The 15,407-nt window shown below is 63.4% G+C and carries 9 protein-coding genes; 2 read left to right on the plus strand and 7 right to left on the minus strand.

Annotation, left to right across the window (positions count from 1 at the left end; genetic code table 11):
* Positions 1-162: 162 nt before the first annotated feature.
* The 5 genes from AC6UAL_RS00005 to AC6UAL_RS00025 form a co-directional block, all read right to left on the minus strand.
* The gene (locus AC6UAL_RS00005; protein WP_500681413.1) at positions 163-426 is read right to left on the minus strand and encodes a transposase; all 264 of its coding nucleotides are present in this window, start codon (positions 424-426) and stop codon (positions 163-165) included.
* Between the two features lie 604 nt (positions 427-1,030).
* On the minus strand, positions 1,031-3,043 hold the full coding sequence (tkt, locus tag AC6UAL_RS00010; protein ID WP_500681294.1) for a transketolase: 2,013 nt from the start codon (positions 3,041-3,043) through the stop codon (positions 1,031-1,033).
* Between the two features lie 213 nt (positions 3,044-3,256).
* Complete coding sequence (locus AC6UAL_RS00015; protein WP_500681414.1) at positions 3,257-4,933, minus strand: SLC13 family permease; 1,677 nt, start codon at positions 4,931-4,933, stop codon at positions 3,257-3,259.
* Positions 4,934-5,166: 233 nt separating this feature from the next.
* A complete protein-coding gene (locus AC6UAL_RS00020; protein ID WP_500681295.1) occupies positions 5,167-7,290 on the minus strand; it encodes a sugar-binding protein in 2,124 nt (707 codons plus the stop codon).
* Between the two features lie 52 nt (positions 7,291-7,342).
* Positions 7,343-8,650: a tetratricopeptide repeat protein gene (locus AC6UAL_RS00025; protein ID WP_500681296.1), complete on the minus strand. Its 1,308-nt coding sequence runs from the start codon at positions 8,648-8,650 to the stop codon at positions 7,343-7,345.
* An 801-nt stretch (positions 8,651-9,451) separates the two neighbouring features.
* Between AC6UAL_RS00025 and AC6UAL_RS00030 the strand changes: the two genes are divergently transcribed.
* Both AC6UAL_RS00030 and AC6UAL_RS00035 read left to right on the plus strand, forming a co-directional pair.
* Entirely contained in the window at positions 9,452-10,510 is a 1,059-nt protein-coding gene (locus tag AC6UAL_RS00030; RefSeq protein ID WP_500681297.1) for a polysaccharide pyruvyl transferase family protein, read from the plus strand.
* A 30-nt stretch (positions 10,511-10,540) separates the two neighbouring features.
* Entirely contained in the window at positions 10,541-11,800 is a 1,260-nt protein-coding gene (locus AC6UAL_RS00035) for a hypothetical protein (RefSeq protein WP_500681298.1), read from the plus strand.
* 254 nt (positions 11,801-12,054) lie between these two features.
* On the opposite strand, the gene clpB is transcribed toward AC6UAL_RS00035, so the two are convergent.
* The gene (gene clpB / locus AC6UAL_RS00040; RefSeq protein WP_500681299.1) at positions 12,055-14,631 is read right to left on the minus strand and encodes an ATP-dependent chaperone ClpB; all 2,577 of its coding nucleotides are present in this window, start codon (positions 14,629-14,631) and stop codon (positions 12,055-12,057) included.
* Between the two features lie 181 nt (positions 14,632-14,812).
* Positions 14,813-15,388, minus strand: coding sequence for a ribonuclease H-like domain-containing protein (locus AC6UAL_RS00045; RefSeq protein WP_500681300.1), 576 nt, complete (start codon positions 15,386-15,388; stop codon positions 14,813-14,815).
* Between the last annotated feature and the right edge of the window lie 19 nt (positions 15,389-15,407).

The following is a 15,407-nucleotide window of genomic DNA, read 5'->3' on the forward strand; positions in this document are numbered from 1 at the left end:
CTGCGGCTGTCTTCATGTGGTCAAAGGGCGGCAAGGCCGGGCTCTTCCGCATCGGCGGGAGAGCTGTTGCTCGCCGCAGCTCATTGTACAGGGGTGCGCCCCGTATGACAAGCTTGAAGTGAGCCTGCGATGGCGCGAGGGGTCTCGGGCAGACTTGTTGGTTCAACCGAGAGGTGTCACGATGTCATTTTTCACCCAGAGACGCAGACCTCGCATCAACTTGAAGCGATATATTTGCCGATTGAGCAAAAATCTCTGTCTTAGCTTTGCAAAGAGATAGGGGATATCGGTCAAGCCACAGCTTTTGCGTCGCACGCGATCCACCACCTCGTTCATATTGGCAATGAGGTGGAAGGGATCATAGCATACTTTGATTGTCAGTATGTTATAGAGAGCAGAGGCTCGATACGCGTTACCACGGTCGATGTCGTACTTGAAGCCCGGATTTTCAGCGGATGCCTACACGAACTCAGCGGAAACGGTTCGCATGAACGAGTGGGTGAAGTGCCTGCTCGGGTGGAGGCAAGGCGGGCGGAAAGAAGAGAACTTGTAATAGCCCGGACACGAACCACAGAATACTTCGGCGTGAAGAGTAACTTTTCGACCCTCGATAGGAAAAGCTCGCGCGTAAGTTTCTCTACGTAAGTATCTAGTAAGTCCGCAGCCGCAGTCCGGACATAAGAATTTGTATCTTTTGTCAATGACCGACTTGACCTCAATGCTGTTTTTACCGATAATGGACTCGCGGGCTCTCCAGCCTTGACCTCCGAATAATAAGTTGAACATCAAATTATTGTAACGAGTGTTACAATGGGAGGCAAGGCCGAAGAGTCAGTTTTTTTGTCTTTGGCGGACGTCTCTTGGCTCAACGGAACTGCCCGATACTCATCGCCGATCAACAAGGCCAAGCGCCCCCGCGGATGAACGCGGCGGGGGCGCTTGGCCTTGCCGGCGGGCGGAGCCGCGCGGCGGGGAGGTCTCGGGGCTGCGTTCGGGGCGGCGGAGCCCCGAGGCGCGTTCGGGAAAAATCTCAGCCGAGAGACCGGACGGTGTTGACGATGTTTTCGACGTTCATGCCGAGGTCGGAGAGCACCTGGGCGCCCGGAGCCGAGAAGCCGAAGCCGTCGATGCCGATGATGGCGCCCTGCGGGCCGACGTAGCGGTACCAGAGATCCGTCTTGCCCGCTTCGATGGCGACGCGGCGCGTGCAGCTCGCCGGCAGTACCTCGTCGCGGTAGGCGGCCGGCTGTTGGTTGAAGCGCCACATCGAGGGCATCGAGACGACGCGCACGTCGTCGCCGAGCTGCTTGGCCGCTTCGAGGGCGAGGTAGACCTCGGAGCCCGTGGCGATGATGATGGTGCCCGGCTGCGCCGTCGCTTCGCGCTTCGCAATGTAGGCGCCGCGCAGCGTGCCTTGGCGGCGCGTCTCGGCCGTGAGTTCGGGCGCGGCAGCGGTGAGGCTGGGCACGTCCTGACGGGTGAGGATGAGGGCCGTCGGGCCTTCCTTGCGCTCGAGGGCGCACATCCAGGCGCCGGCCGTCTCCTCTTCGTCGGCGGGTCGCACGACGTCGAGGTTGGGGATGACGCGCAGACCCGAGACCGTTTCCACCGGCTGGTGCGTTGGGCCGTCTTCGCCCACGGCCACCGAGTCGTGCGTCAGCACGTAGGTCACCGGCAGCTTGGCGAGTGCCGCCACGCGGATGGCGGCGCGCATGTAGTCCACGAAGACGCAGAAGGTGCCGGCCGTCGGGCGGAAGAGGCCGTCGTAGGCGATGCCGTTGCAGATGGCGGCCATGGCGTGCTCGCGGATGCCGAACCAGAAGTTGCGCCCGGCGTAGTCATCGGCGCTGAAGTCGCCGCCGTGGCTGAGGTAATTCTTGTTCGATGAGAAGAGATCGGCGCTCGTCGAGAGCAGGGCGGGGCAGTGCTCGGCGACGGCGTTCTCCGCCTTCGAGGCCGAGACGCGCGTGGCGGCCTTGGTGCCCGCCGGGAAGAGCGGAATCATCGCCCCGCTCACCTCGGGCTTGAGACCCTCGGCCTCGAGCGCAATGCCCGCGTCGAGCTCGGCTGCCTTGTCGGGGTACGCGGCACGCCAGGCCTCGTAGTCGGCCTTCCATTCGGCGTAGGCGGCCTCGCGCTGCTGCTTGAGGGTGGCCATGTAGGCGCGCACCTCGTCGGAGACGTAGTAGCGCTCGTCGGTCGGCAGACCCCATGCCTCGTGCGCCTCCTGCCAGAGCTTGGCGCCGCCCTCGCCGTGGCCCTTCGTCGTGCCCTCAAAGCCGGGAACGCCCTTGGCGATGACGGTGCGGGCGATGATGAGTTTGGGGCGGCCGTTGCGCTCGAGGCGGCTGACGTTCAGGGCGTCTTCGACCTGCTGCAGGTCGTGGCCGTCGATGGTGCAGGCATCCCAGCCTTGGGCGCGGAAGCAGGCGGCGATGTCATCGACCTGCGTCATTTCGACCGGCGCGTCGAGAGTGATGCCGTTGGCGTCGTAGATCAGCACGAGGTTGTCGAGCTTGAGCGCACCGGCAATAGCGGCCGCTTCGCGGCTGATGCCCTCTTGGATGCAGCCGTCGCCGGCCAGGCAGTAGATCGTTTGGTTGAAGATTTCATGCTCGGGCGTGTTGAAGCGCGCGGCGGCGTGCTTGGCCGAGACGGCAAAGCCCACGGCGTTGGCGATGCCTTGACCGAGCGGGCCCGTGGTGCATTCCACTCCCGGGCAGCAGTTGTACTCGGGGTGGCCCGGGGTGCGGGATCCTTTGGCGCGGAACGCGCGGATGTCGCTCATGCGCACGTCAAAGCCGCTCAGGTGCAGCCAAGCGTAGAGGAACATGGAGCCGTGGCCGCCTGAGAGGATGAAGCGGTCGCGATTGAGCCAGCGAGGCTCGCTCGGGTTCACCTTGAGCAGCTCGCCGAAGAGCACGGCTCCGATCTCAGCACAGCCCAGAGGCAGCCCCATATGCCCCGAGGCCTTGTCATAGATCGCGTCGATGGCAAGTCCCCTGGCCTGATTGGCCGCCTTCAGAAGAATATCCGTGTTCATGCGCGGTCATTATACAAAAAAGTGCCCGATTGTAAAGACAAAACAAACTGCCGCCCTCGCGCGCATCGACGGCCCCGCCGCGCAGGCACCCCGCCGCCGCGTCCGTGCGCGACCTAGCAGGCGGCGTCGGCGCTCAGGCGGCGGCGGGCTTGCAGGTGCCGAGGGCAGCGGCGGCTCGCGGCGCGGCGGACCTCGGCGCGGCTGCTCGCGGCTTTAGCCGAAGAAGGAGATACCCGCCAGCAGGTTCATGACGACGATGACCAGCGCGAGCGCCAGCACGCTGATGAGGCCGCCGCAGATAGCCATGGCGCGCGCCGGAACATAGCCCGTGGCGTAGGCCAGAGCGTTGGGCGGCGTGCTGATGGGCAGCGCCATGCCCAGCGAGCAGCTGACGGCGACCGCGCTGAGCAGAGCGACGGAGCTGCCGGTGCTGATGCTGCCGCTCTCGAGCAGTTGCAGAGCCGCCGTCATCATGATGGGCATGAGCAGAGCCGCCGTGGCGGTGTTGCTCATGAAGGTCGCCATGAAGACGGAGATGAAGCCTGCCGCTATCATCAGCAGCAGGATGCTCCAGCCGTCGAAGGGAATCGCGTTGATGAGGTTGCCCGCCAGACCCGTGTCCTGCAGAGCGAGGCCGAGGGCGAAGCCGCCGGCCACCAGCCACAGCGTCTCCCAGCTCATGTTGCGAAGATCGCGCTTCGTGATGACCTGCGTGGCGGCGAAGACGGCGATGGGGATGATGGCGATGGTGTTGCTGTCCAGCCCGAAGAATTCACCCGTCGTCCAGAGCAGAATCGTCACGATGAAGGTGCCGTACACGACCATGGCCTTGGGCGTGCGGATGAAGCGCCCGCGCATCTTGAGCTCGAGGCGCTCGCGCTCGATGGGGAAGAGCTTGACGAGCAGCAGCCACGCGAGCAGCAGCAGCACGATGACCAGCGGCACCCCGAAGCTCATCCACTTGCCGAAGGAGACCGTCAGCCCCATCTCCTCCATCGCCTTGAGCGCGATGGCGTTGGGCGGTGTGCCGATGGGCGTGCCGATGCCGCCGATGTTGGCCGAGAGCGGGATGGCGAGCGCGAAGGCGATGCGCCCGCGGTCGTGCGGCTCAAAGAGAGCAAGCACGGGCCCGAGGATGGCGAGCATCATCGCGGTGGTGGCGGTGTTGCTCATGAACATGGAGAAGAGGGCGGTGATGCTCATGAGGCCGAGCAGCACGTACTTGGGTTGGGTGCCGAAGGGCTTGAGCAGCACCTTGGCCAAGTTGATATCGAGGCGGTACTTCGTCGCCGCCGCCGCGAGGAAAAAGCCGCCCAAAAAGAGAATAATGACCGGGTCGGCGAAGGTCGCCATGGTGCTCTTTTGCTGCATGACGTTGGTGATGCGTATCTCGCGGATGCGCACGGCGTACTCGGGCCGGTAGAGCCGCTCGGCCGCCGCCATGAGCCTGCCTGCGCGAAACTCCGCCGCGGCGGCCTCAGCGCTGCGCCCGGCTTCGTCGGCCGCCAGCTTGTCGAGCTGCGCTCTCTCGTAGGCCTCCCAAGTTTGCTGAGTCATCGTGAGGCGGATCTCCTCTGCCGTGAGGCGCGTCTTGCTGTTGAGGCGGTTGAGGATGCTCTCGGTCAGGGCGCGGGTGGTCGCCGGCTCAGTCTCCGGGCCGCAGACATCGGCGACCAGCAGCGTAACCGCCTCCGCATCATATTTCTCAGGCTGGAAGAACGAGAAAGATTTGTTGGAGAGGCAGAGCAGAGAGAGCGCGATGACGATGACGGAGGTGGCCCAGATGGGTATCGGCTCGGTGATCCACAGCAGAGCGGCGAGCAGGAAGAGAGCGATGGCGCCGACCTCGATGTGGCTGAGGTGCAGCCCCAGACTCTCGAAGGGTATCAGAAAGGTGGCGGCGCTGAGCAGGAAGATGAGGATGACCTTGAGGATGCGTATTTTGCGGGCTCTTTTCACGGTGGCGTCAGGGGGGCTGGAGTCGGTGGGGAGGAATGGGGCGGATTAGGGCGGGAAGGAGGGCGGAATGGGGCGGGAAGGAAGGTGCGGCGCGGCGGCGGGCGGAGGGTGCGGAGGATGCTCGAGTTGAGGGGGGGCAGCGGCGGCGCGGGCGTCGAGCGGGTTCAGGGGGCGAGAGCCTCGGGGCGTCGCTTGTCGCGCAGGGCATCGAGCCAGCGGCGGAGAGCGTCGGCGTGCTCGGGCGTGAACTCGGAATCGCAGAAGAGAGCGATGCGACGCGCACCGCCGCGGTAGAGCAGATCGAGCTCGCGCGGCAGCTCATCCGGGCGGACGTCGGGCAGGTGAAGCCCGGGGGCCAGCTCAAAGCGATCCTGCGTCTGCCGCCGCGCCTCGCTCAGCACGCGGCCCAGCCAGCTGCGCGGCTCGGCGTAAAAAGAGTAATAATCCATCGGAAGCGCCAGATCGAGCCGAAAGCGGCTCCAGTCCTGCCGCACGAGGCGCGCCGCAATCTCCGGCGTCGGGAAGACGGCGCAGGCGGCATACTTGTTGCGGAGGCGGATTTCATCGCAGAGCGCGTTGGCGAGCCGCGCCACGCTCGCGAGGCGAAACTCGCGCCACTCGGCATCCTGCGTCGGGTCCTCGAGCGGAGCGCGGCCGTACTGCTCCGCAAAGAGCTTCAGGCAGCGCTCGCAGTAACAGAAATCGTAGGGCGGCAGCTCCCTATCCTGCACGAGGCCGTAGCGCTCCCAGAGCGCGCGCGGCAGAATCACGTCCGGCAGGCGCATGTAGTCGAGCTGCACCCCGTCGCTGCCGGGAATCTGCGCCTGCTCGGCCGCCAGAGCACAGAGGTGGCGGCGCACCTCCGGGTGATTCGGGCAGAGGAACTGGTAGTAGGCCACATAGGGGCGATCCCCCTCGCCGTGGCAGGATTTGCCCTCGCGGCTCACGGCGTACCAATCGGGGTGGCGCAGCGCCTCCTCATCGTCGGGTCGGTTGAGCGCCCACAGCCAAGTGATCACGCGCAGCCCGGCGCGACGCGCCATCGGCGTGAGGCGGCGCAAATCCTCGATACTGCCGCCCGGAATCACCGTCGTGACCCCGGCCTCCGCCATGCGGGCGAACTCGCGCTCCCGGTCGGCATCGGACATCGGGGCATTGCCGTGCACCCAGAGGCAGATCTCGGGCAGCTCGAAGGTCGCTTCTCCGTGCGAGAGCCGCCCCTCGCTGTCCAGCCGCCAGAGCCTGCCGGTGCGCGGCGAGCGAGCCTCGATCACGAAATGCTGCTCGCTGAGGCAGACGAGCCGCGCGTGGCGGGGCAGCGTGCAGCCGGCCTCACTCGCCTCTTCGGGGCTGAGGGCGAAACGGCCGCTGCGGTTGCGCTGCTCGAGCTGAGCGTTGAGGTAGCCGTAGAGGCTCAGCCGCAGCTCCTCATCGGGGCCGGGCAGGCGAGACTCCCAGACCCCCGCGGGCTTCTCGCTGAGAATGACCTCGCCCCAGCGCTCGGGCATGTGGATATTGACCCGCCCCGTCGGCGCCCAAACGTGATTGCTCTCGGGCAGCGGCACCCCGGCGTCATCGCAGAGCTTGCGGTAGCCGCCGGGAGCCGTCGAATCAGCGGCCACGCGCCAATTGACCCGCGAAAAATTCATGCGCAGCGAACTGCCGGCCGCGGGCGCCTCATCGCGGCGGGGCAGAGAAGCGTGCGACGTTATACTGCGCCAAGGAATCGCCACCTCAACCGTCCAGCCCTCGTCGCGGTCGCCCGGGCGGTTGAGAGTACCGTGCAGAGCGACGGCGTGTCGCAGGCCGGGCATCTCCCAGTCGTGCAGCACGAGATTGTCGCCGTGGCGGTAGGGGCGCGGCAGGAAGAGATCCCAAGTCGTACCGAGCGCATTCACCTCCCACTCGACGTAGTTGAGCCCGTCGCCGTCGGGATCAATGAAAATTTCAAAATCCGGATCCTGATAAATAACGGAGTCGTGCTCGGTGAGCGTCGCACGCAAATCCGGCTCCTTCATCTCGGCCAACACATAGAGGTACTGATCGTCCCAGAGCAGGCGGATACGCGTCTCATCCGCGATAGCCCCGCCCTCGATATCCCGCAGCGGGCTGAGGGGAATGGCCGCCTTCCAGTCCGCCTCATCGGCCTTGCCGTCGATCGTGATGAGCCCGGTGCAGCGCTGGCAGACGCTGACGGGCGGCAGGGGCAGGTTCTCCAGATCCGCCCGAATCGGGGCGGCGGCCGACAGCGCGAGAGCTGCTGCCGTGAGGGTGCGAGGCTCGATCATGCTCTCATGCTAACACAGCGCGAGAGAGCCTCGCAAGGAAAATGAGGCCCCGTCAGTTGTTTTCTGTGTCAGCAGCGGCAGACGACTGCCCGGCCGCCGCTGCATCCGACGCCGCCGTGCCCGCTTCGGCCGTGCCCGACTCCGCTGCGCTTGCCTCGTCGTCGGCCATCGTGTCCTGCCCCAGCGCGGCGCAGCGCTCATCGAGCTTGAGCCCCTGAGCCGAGCTGAAAACCGCGTAGGCCTCATCTTCACTCGCCAGCGAGACCGCGCGCTCGTAGCAGTCTTGCGCCTGCTGCGCATCCCCCGCCGTACCGACGCCGTAGCGCAGCATGATGCTCATGAAAACGCAGCCTTCGTAATAGCCCTGCTCCGCCGCCTCGGCGAAACAGCGGTAGGCCTCCTCGGCGCTGACCTCATCGAGCCCTTCCGCAAAACAAAGCCCGCGGTAGAGCAGAGAGGTCGGATCCCCCGCCTCGGCACCCTCGCGTATGTACTCGAGCGCCTTTTGTTCGTCCACCTCGGTGCCTACACCCTCGCGGTAGTAGAGAGCCAGTGCCGCGCAGGCCGGCGCATAACCCCCCTCGTAAGCTTGCTGCATCATCCGGAACGCCCCCGCCGGGTCGGCCTCCGTTCCCGTGCCGTACTCCAGACAGATAGCGACATTGTACGCAGCCTCGGCATCGCCCTCCTCCGCGCCCTTGCGGTACCACTTCAGCGCCGCCGCCTTGTCCGCCGCCGTACCGATGGCGAACTCGTAACAACTCCCGAGACTGCAACAGGCCTCCTTGCTGCCCTGTGCCGCCGCCTCTTGCAGATAGGCGAAGTAGAGGACATTCGACGCAGGCACCCCCACGCCCTCGAGGTAACAGTAAGCCAGCAGATAGAGCGCATGGGCGTTGTTCTGATCGGCCGCGCGGCGCAGCAGAGCCACAGCCTCGGCATCGCCCGCATCGCTTCCCAGAGCCTCGCAGCAAATCGCGAGCTTCACCTGCGCCTCGGCCAGCCCCTGATCGGCGGCCTTGCGGTACCAGGCCATCGCCTCGCTCGGCGTCTCATCCTCGCTGCTCATCTGCGCGTAACAAAAATCGCCCATGAGGCTCTGCGACGCGGCATCGCCCGCCTCGGCCTTGCGGCGCAGCTCATCGAGCTGCTCCTGGCTGAAGCCTGAGTCCTGCTCCGCGCTCGCCTCCTCATCGGCCGCCGCCGCCGAGGAGTCGACGTCGCTCGGCGTCGCGGCACTCGCTCCCGCCCCGGCTGCGGGCGACACATCGGACACCGCCTCGCTCGGCACGTCGAGCGCTGCGGATGCGGCGGCGGTCAGCGCGACCGCCAGCGTGATAGAGGAAAGAGCTCGGGTCATGGCATGAGCGGCGCGCGTTCCGTGCGCCTTCTGAATTTTACGCAAGCGCCGGCCTCCTGTCAACATCCGAATGCGCCCTCCTGAGTGCATGCAAGGGCAAGGAGTTGCCTGCATCCGAAATTCCGGGGCCTGTTGATGATTTTGAACCTTGAATGTGACTGCTTGGGGAGGGGGCATGCGGATGATGTCATCAGCTTTCATGCGACCCTATCGACTTAACCTCGATGGTGCAGCAATGCCGTAGAGCTATCTTGCATTTACTGCGCCAAAGCCAAGAGATCGAGTCTGAGTAAAGCCACCCATCAGGGTGAAGCCGGGCTGGGGAGGCTGTCCGCCTCCCCTGTCCCCTTGGACCAAAGGAGAGAGCTTCTCGCTCATCTCCTTTGGAATCCTCTCTGCGGCACTGCTCGAGAGAATGGGGAGGGGCTACGCGCCCACTCCCCAAACCCCTCCCGCGGCAACGTGACGTTGCATCCATTCTTGCATGCCTAAATACGCTTGCATACCGCACATATTCTGTGCTACCTTGGGTGCGCTCATTTTTGACGCATCCATTCCTTTCGGTGCGTTTTCTTTTTGACGCAATACGTGCTTGACAGCCTGATGCCGTGCCTATAGAATGAGTTCGGTGGTGAGCTTCCCTCACGTTCTCTGTCGTACATCATTCTTGCAGCTCTCTAAAATGAACGCAAAGTTCAGGAGCCGCGCATGAGCCCGTTCTGATTTCCTCCTCTTGCCCTGAAGAAGCGCTCCTCAACGTTCCTGACGAATTAAGCGTACTGGCCCTAGCAAAACAGACCCATGCACGAAGCTCTGATCACCCATTTGAAGTCTCTGGGGACTTTTTATTTTTATCCGAATCCCGGGAATCTGGGGGATTTGTTAATTGCGGAGGCTTCACGACAGTTTTTCAGACGTAACGGAATCGACTTTCGCGAGTACGACGAAAGGAATTTGCCGGAGAAATATGCTCTGGTGTTCGGTGGGGGCGGGAGGCTTATTCCCCTGTGGAGCCCTCATCAGGATGAACTTGCTGAGTTTTTTACCGATCCGCGAATCACCGAATGCGTGATTCTGCCTCACAGCATATACGGTCTTGACGAACTGATGGGGAAGCTCGACCAAAGGCACCACCTGTATTGCCGAGACCATCAGACGTTCGAATACTGCAGGAAAGCTGCATCCCGGAGCCACTGCTATTTGGCCGACGACATGGCTTTTGAGTTCCGCGAGGAGGAGCTACCGCCAACGGAGCTCTCGTCCATCAAGCCCACCTCCGACGAGGAGTGCCGGATGGCACGTAGCATTAAGAGAGGCTTCTTCCGCAAAATGAGAGCGGGCGTTCGACGGGCCTCCGTGATGATGACGGAACAGGGGAAGCCCCGCCGAGTGGCCTTTCTCTTGCGTCGCGATGCGGAAAAGGAAGTGGCGTACATGTCAGAGGTCTCTTTTGATTTGTCGGCCGTGATCCCCTACACTGATGCTCGGGATATGGCCTACAACGCTGAGATCCTTCGGCAGTTCTCCTCGGCCCTCAAACAGGCGGATGTCATTGTGTCGGATCGTCTGCATGTCTGCATTATGGCCTACTTGGCGGGGTTGGAGGTGTATATGCTCGATAACTCATACGGCAAACTCAGCGGGGTCTACCGGCTTTCCCTCAGCGATGAGCCTCATGTGCATCTGTTGGCGCACGCCGAACTGACTCCGGAGCTCAGAGCAGCGTGGAAGCGTTTGAACCCGCCCTGGCTGGTCGTTTTACGGCAGTGTTGGGCGAAGCTGAAATCGGCCCGCAAACAATGCAGCTCAACCATGAAACAGTGGAGGCGCGGTCTGCGCCGGCGGCTGTCTCGGTCCTGATGCACTTGACTCACTCTCACCTGATCACCCATGACTCCATCATTCATCCGCGTTGATTCCGTCTCGGCGGACTCCCGCTCCCTGACGGTCGCCTTTTCTCTGAGTGCGAATCTGAATCGCTATTTCAATGAGCCGCATGTTTTTCGTGTGGAGTATTCTCAGGACATCTCGGGGGTGCCTGAGGGTATTCTGGTGATTCCCTTCATCACGAACGTGCTCCCGATCATCTGGTTGACGGATGCCGTCTTGCAGGTGCCTCGCCTCGATCGAGTCTTTTATGAGAGCATCCCGGAGATTAAGAAGGGATATGCTGACATGTCGCCCATGCTGACGTTCAAGGGACGCGTGGAGGTGGACGAGCTTGAGGAGCATGATGTCTCACCCTCGGAGCAGGTAGCCGCCTTCTTCAGCGGCGGCGTTGATGCTTTCGCGACGCTCATCCGCCATCATGAAGAGAAGCCGATCCTGCTGACTATGCGAGGGGCGGATATCAATCTCGCCGATGAGGAGGGCTGGCAGGTGGTGCATGATCATACGCTGGAGACGGCCCGGCAGTTTGGTTTACCGGAGCCGGTGTTCATCACGTCGAATTTTCGCACCTTCCTCCGAGAGGGTGAGCTGACGAATCTCGTGAAGGCGTCCGGCGATAATTACTGGCATGGGTATCAATGCGGCATTGGCCTGATCGGGCACGCCGCACCAATGGCTTTTAAATGCAAAATAGGGACGGTTTGTATTGCAAGCACATATACGGCTAAGGATAGTGTCATATCGGCCACTGACCCTTCGATTGACGAAAAAGTCTGTTGGTTCTCCTCTTCCGTTGTTCACGACGGGTATGAATGGGATCGGCAACGGAAGCTCAAATCCATCGTTGAGTATGCCCACGGCACTGGGGCATATCCTCAGTTGAGGGTGTGTTGGATTACCTCGGGTGGCAAGAATTGCAGCCAATGTGAAAAGTGCCTCAGAACCATGTACGGACTCATGGCGGAGGGCGAAGACCCCTCGCACTACGGATTCGACATGTCGTCGCTGCTTCCTGATCAGAGTCGGAGAATGCTGTTTAGTCAGAGCAAGAACCTCAGATTGGCAAATTGGGAACCGATTCTTTTGCGGTTCCGAGAAACGAGGTGCTACGCTGAGGACAGTCGTGTGAATTGGATCTTCAAAATCAAGGATCTCAGGCATTGCCCGATGCAGGATCGGCTCTATTTTCTGCGCCGGAAGTATGTCAGAAAACTGCAGCATATGTTCTCGAAGATTCGTCGTGCGTTGACGGGCAAATAAGGGGAGACTATTTCTCATGTCCGGACGCATTCTCCCTTGAGCAAAGAGCTTTCGTCCACTTCTGCCGAAGGAGTAGAGTCGGCCCTGAGTTCTCCTCTGCTCGTTCCTGCTGCTCTTCGCGCGACCTGTTTCTGACTGGGGCAGCAGGTCGCGCGCTTTGTCCTGTGCCGGGGCGCAGCGGGGGCGAGAAACAAAGCAGCCCGGCCGAGGGGCCGGGCTGTGATGAGCTGAGGTGCCGCTGCGGGTGCTCAGCTTTAGTTGAAGACGATGGCGCCGTCGTGCACGTCGACGTGAATCGTGCTGCCCTCCGGGAAGCGGCCTTCGAGGATGGCGAGGCTGAGCGGGTCGAGGATGTCGTGCTGGATGGCGCGCTTGAGCGGGCGGGCACCGTAGACGGGGTCGTAGCCGTGCTCGGCCACCAGCTCGGCTGCAGCGTCGCTGAGCTCGAGCTTGAGCCCGCGGGCCGCGAGGCGCTTGTGCACCCGGCGCAGCTGGATGTTGACGATGCGCTTGAGGTCCTCGCCTTCGAGGCGATCGAAGATGATGATTTCATCGATGCGGTTGAGGAACTCGGGGCGGAAGTGGCCGCGCAGCGCGTCGAGTGCCTTCGTGTTGCGGGCGGCGGCGTCCGTTTCATTCAGAATGAACTGGCTGCCGATGTTGCTCGTCATGATCAGCACGGTGTTCGTGAAGTCCACCGTGCGGCCCTGGCCGTCAGTGATGCGGCCGTCGTCGAGCACCTGTAGCAGCACGTTGAACACGTCCGGATGCGCCTTCTCGATCTCATCGAAGAGCACCACGCTGTAGGGACGGCGGCGCACCGCCTCCGTCAGCTGGCCGCCCTCGTCGTAGCCCACGTATCCCGGAGGCGCTCCGATGAGGCGCGAGACGCTGTGCTTCTCCATGTATTCCGACATGTCGATGCGCACCATGGCCGCCTCATCGTCGAAGAGGAACTCCGCCAGAGCCTTCGCCAGCTCCGTTTTGCCCACGCCCGTCGGGCCGAGGAAGATGAACGAACCCAGCGGGCGATTCTCGTCCTGTAGCCCCGCACGCGAGCGGCGCACGGCGTCGGCCACGGCCTTGACGGCCATCTTCTGCCCGATGAGTCGCTCGCCGAGGCGCTCCTCCATGTGCAGGAGCTTCTCGCGCTCGCCCTCGGCGAGGCGCGCGGCGGGAATGCCCGTCCAGGTCGAGACGACCTTGGCGATATCCGCCTCCGTCACCTCCTCCTTCAGCAGGCCGTCGCCGCTGCTTTGCAGCTTCGTGAGCGCTTCGCGAGCCTGCTTCGAGGCAGCTTCGGCAGCCGGAATCTCGCCGTAGAGAATCTCCGAGGCGCGGCCGAGGTCGCCCCGGCGCTGAGCCTGCTCGGCTTCGGTGCGCAGCGTGTCGATTTTCTTCTGCGCCTCGCGCGCCTTCACGACCACCTCTTTCTCGCTCTTCCACTGCGCGATCATCGCGTCGACCTTCTCCTTCGTGTCGGCGAGGTCGCGGGTGATTTTCTCGAGGCGCTGGCGCGAGTCATCGTCCTTCTCCTTGGCGAGAGCCTGGCGCTCCATCTCCAGCTGCATCGCCGAGCGGTTCAGCTCGTCGATTTCACTGGGCATCGAGTCGAGCTCGATTTTGAGCCGCGCGGCGGCCTCGTCCACAAGGTCGACGGCCTTGTCGGGCAGGAAGCGGTCGGTGATGTAGCGGTTGCTCAGCGTCGCGGCGGCCACGAGAGCGCCGTCGGTGATGTGCACGCCGTGGTGCACCTCGTAGCGCTCCTTGAGGCCGCGCAGAATCGCGATGGTGTCTTCGACGCTCGGCTCGGCCACGTAGACGGGCTGGAAGCGGCGCTCGAGCGCGGCGTCCTTCTCGATGTACTTGCGGTACTCGTCGAGCGTGGTCGCGCCGATGGTGCGCAGCTCGCCTCGCGCCAGAGCCGGTTTGAGCAGGTTGGCCGCATCCATCGAGCTGTCACCGCCCGCACCGGCGCCCACCAGCGTGTGGAGCTCGTCGATGAAGAGGATGATCTCGCCGTTGCTCGCCGTCACCTCCTTGATGAAGGCCTTGAGACGCTCCTCGAACTCGCCTCGGTACTTCGCGCCTGCGAGCATCGAGCCGATGTTCAGCGAGATGAGCCGCTTGCCCTTCATGCTCTCCGGCACGTCGCCGTTGACAATGCGCCGCGCCAGCCCCTCGGCAATCGCCGTCTTGCCGACGCCGGGTTCGCCGATGAGCACGGGGTTGTTTTTCGTGCGGCGCGAGAGAATTTGCAGCACGCGGCGAATCTCGCCGTCGCGGCCGATCACGGGGTCGATCTTGCCTTGGCGGGCGCGAGCCGTCAGATCCGTGCCGTACTTCTCGAGCGTTTGGTACTTCTCCTCCGGGTCCTGATCCGTCACGCGCTGGTTGCCGCGCACCTCCTTGAGCGCCTGCATGTACTTCGCCTGCGTCAGACCCGCCGCCTCGAGCGTGCGCGTCAGTTCCGCATCGTCGCGGAAGACGCCCAGCACGAAGTGCTCGACGCTCAGGTAGTCGTCCTTCATCTGCTGCCGCATGGCCTCGGCCGCGTTGAGATCGCGGTCGAGCTCGGCGCTCAGCCCGGGGCTCTGCGCCACGGCGCCGCGCTGCCGCGGCTGCTTCTGCAACAGGGCCTCCAGCTCCTTGGCCAGACGCTTCGGGTCGACGCCGGCTTTGTTCAGAACGGACGCCAGAACGCCGCCTTCTTGCCTGACCAGCGCCAGCATCAGTTCCGCCGGGTAAATTTGTGCACGCCCCGCCGCTTGCGCGTTGCGCTGCGCAGCTTGCAGGGCCTCCATGAATTTTGTTGTCAGGTTATTGTTCATCTTGCCGTATAGACACGGGTGCCCTTCGTCTTGTTCAAAAAATTATGCGAAGTTCTACATTTTAGGGGAGGGCTTCGGCGGGGAGCCGCGGCGCCGTCTCGGGAGGCGCTGCGCGGGGCGGAAAGGGACGCTGCGCGGGGCGGGAGGCGCGGGGGAAGGGGAGGCGCTGCCCGCGGGAGCTTCAGAGGAGATTCCAATCGACCTCGACGCGGGCGCGCTTGCCTTCTTTATCGTCAAAGAGCACGTAGCCTTCGCGCGCGCCGAACTTGAACACCTCCATCGTGACCTTGACGTCGAAGCAGCAGTAGCGTGCGATCTGCATCATCAGCTCGGGGTCACCGCTCTGCTCGTACTCCGCCCACCACTTGAGCGCATCGGTGCCGTCGGCCGTCTTGGTGCAGCCGCCGAGCGTGACTTTGGCGACCGAGTCGAGCTTGAGGCGGTGGCCGGTGCGCTCGCTGAGGTAGGTGCAGAGGTCGAGGTTGCGGGTGGAGCCGGCGATGCTCCAGAAGGCAAAGGGTTGCAGCACGGCGTAGTCGAAGCCGAGGTGGTTGTAGCCGACGACGAGATCGGCGGCTTGGAGTTCGGCAATGAGGTCGCCGACCTGATCTTCGGTGTAGATGCGGTAGGCGTCGTCTTTCGACGAGTAGGTCACGGCGACGGAGACGCCCATGCGGGCGCAGGCCTCGGGCCCCCAGCCGCCGACTTGGGCGGCGGAGCGCCGGGTTTCCAGATCGAAGCAGACGATGTTTTTCATGGCGGCCGGAAGGGGTGTC

This window comes from Candidatus Parakkermansia intestinigallinarum, assembly GCF_944389695.1.
GTDB classification, from domain to species: domain Bacteria; phylum Verrucomicrobiota; class Verrucomicrobiia; order Verrucomicrobiales; family Akkermansiaceae; genus Akkermansia; species Akkermansia intestinigallinarum.

Coding starts and splice junctions, on each gene's coding strand:
- tkt (WP_500681294.1), bottom strand. CDS start 3,043: ATGAACACGGATATTCTTCTGAAGGCGGCCAATCAGGCCAGGGGACTT.
- AC6UAL_RS00020 (WP_500681295.1), bottom strand. CDS start 7,290: ATGATCGAGCCTCGCACCCTCACGGCAGCAGCTCTCGCGCTGTCGGCC.
- AC6UAL_RS00025 (WP_500681296.1), bottom strand. CDS start 8,650: ATGACCCGAGCTCTTTCCTCTATCACGCTGGCGGTCGCGCTGACCGCC.
- AC6UAL_RS00030 (WP_500681297.1), top strand. CDS start 9,452: ATGCACGAAGCTCTGATCACCCATTTGAAGTCTCTGGGGACTTTTTAT.
- AC6UAL_RS00035 (WP_500681298.1), top strand. CDS start 10,541: ATGACTCCATCATTCATCCGCGTTGATTCCGTCTCGGCGGACTCCCGC.
- clpB (WP_500681299.1), bottom strand. CDS start 14,631: ATGAACAATAACCTGACAACAAAATTCATGGAGGCCCTGCAAGCTGCG.
- AC6UAL_RS00045 (WP_500681300.1), bottom strand. CDS start 15,388: ATGAAAAACATCGTCTGCTTCGATCTGGAAACCCGGCGCTCCGCCGCC.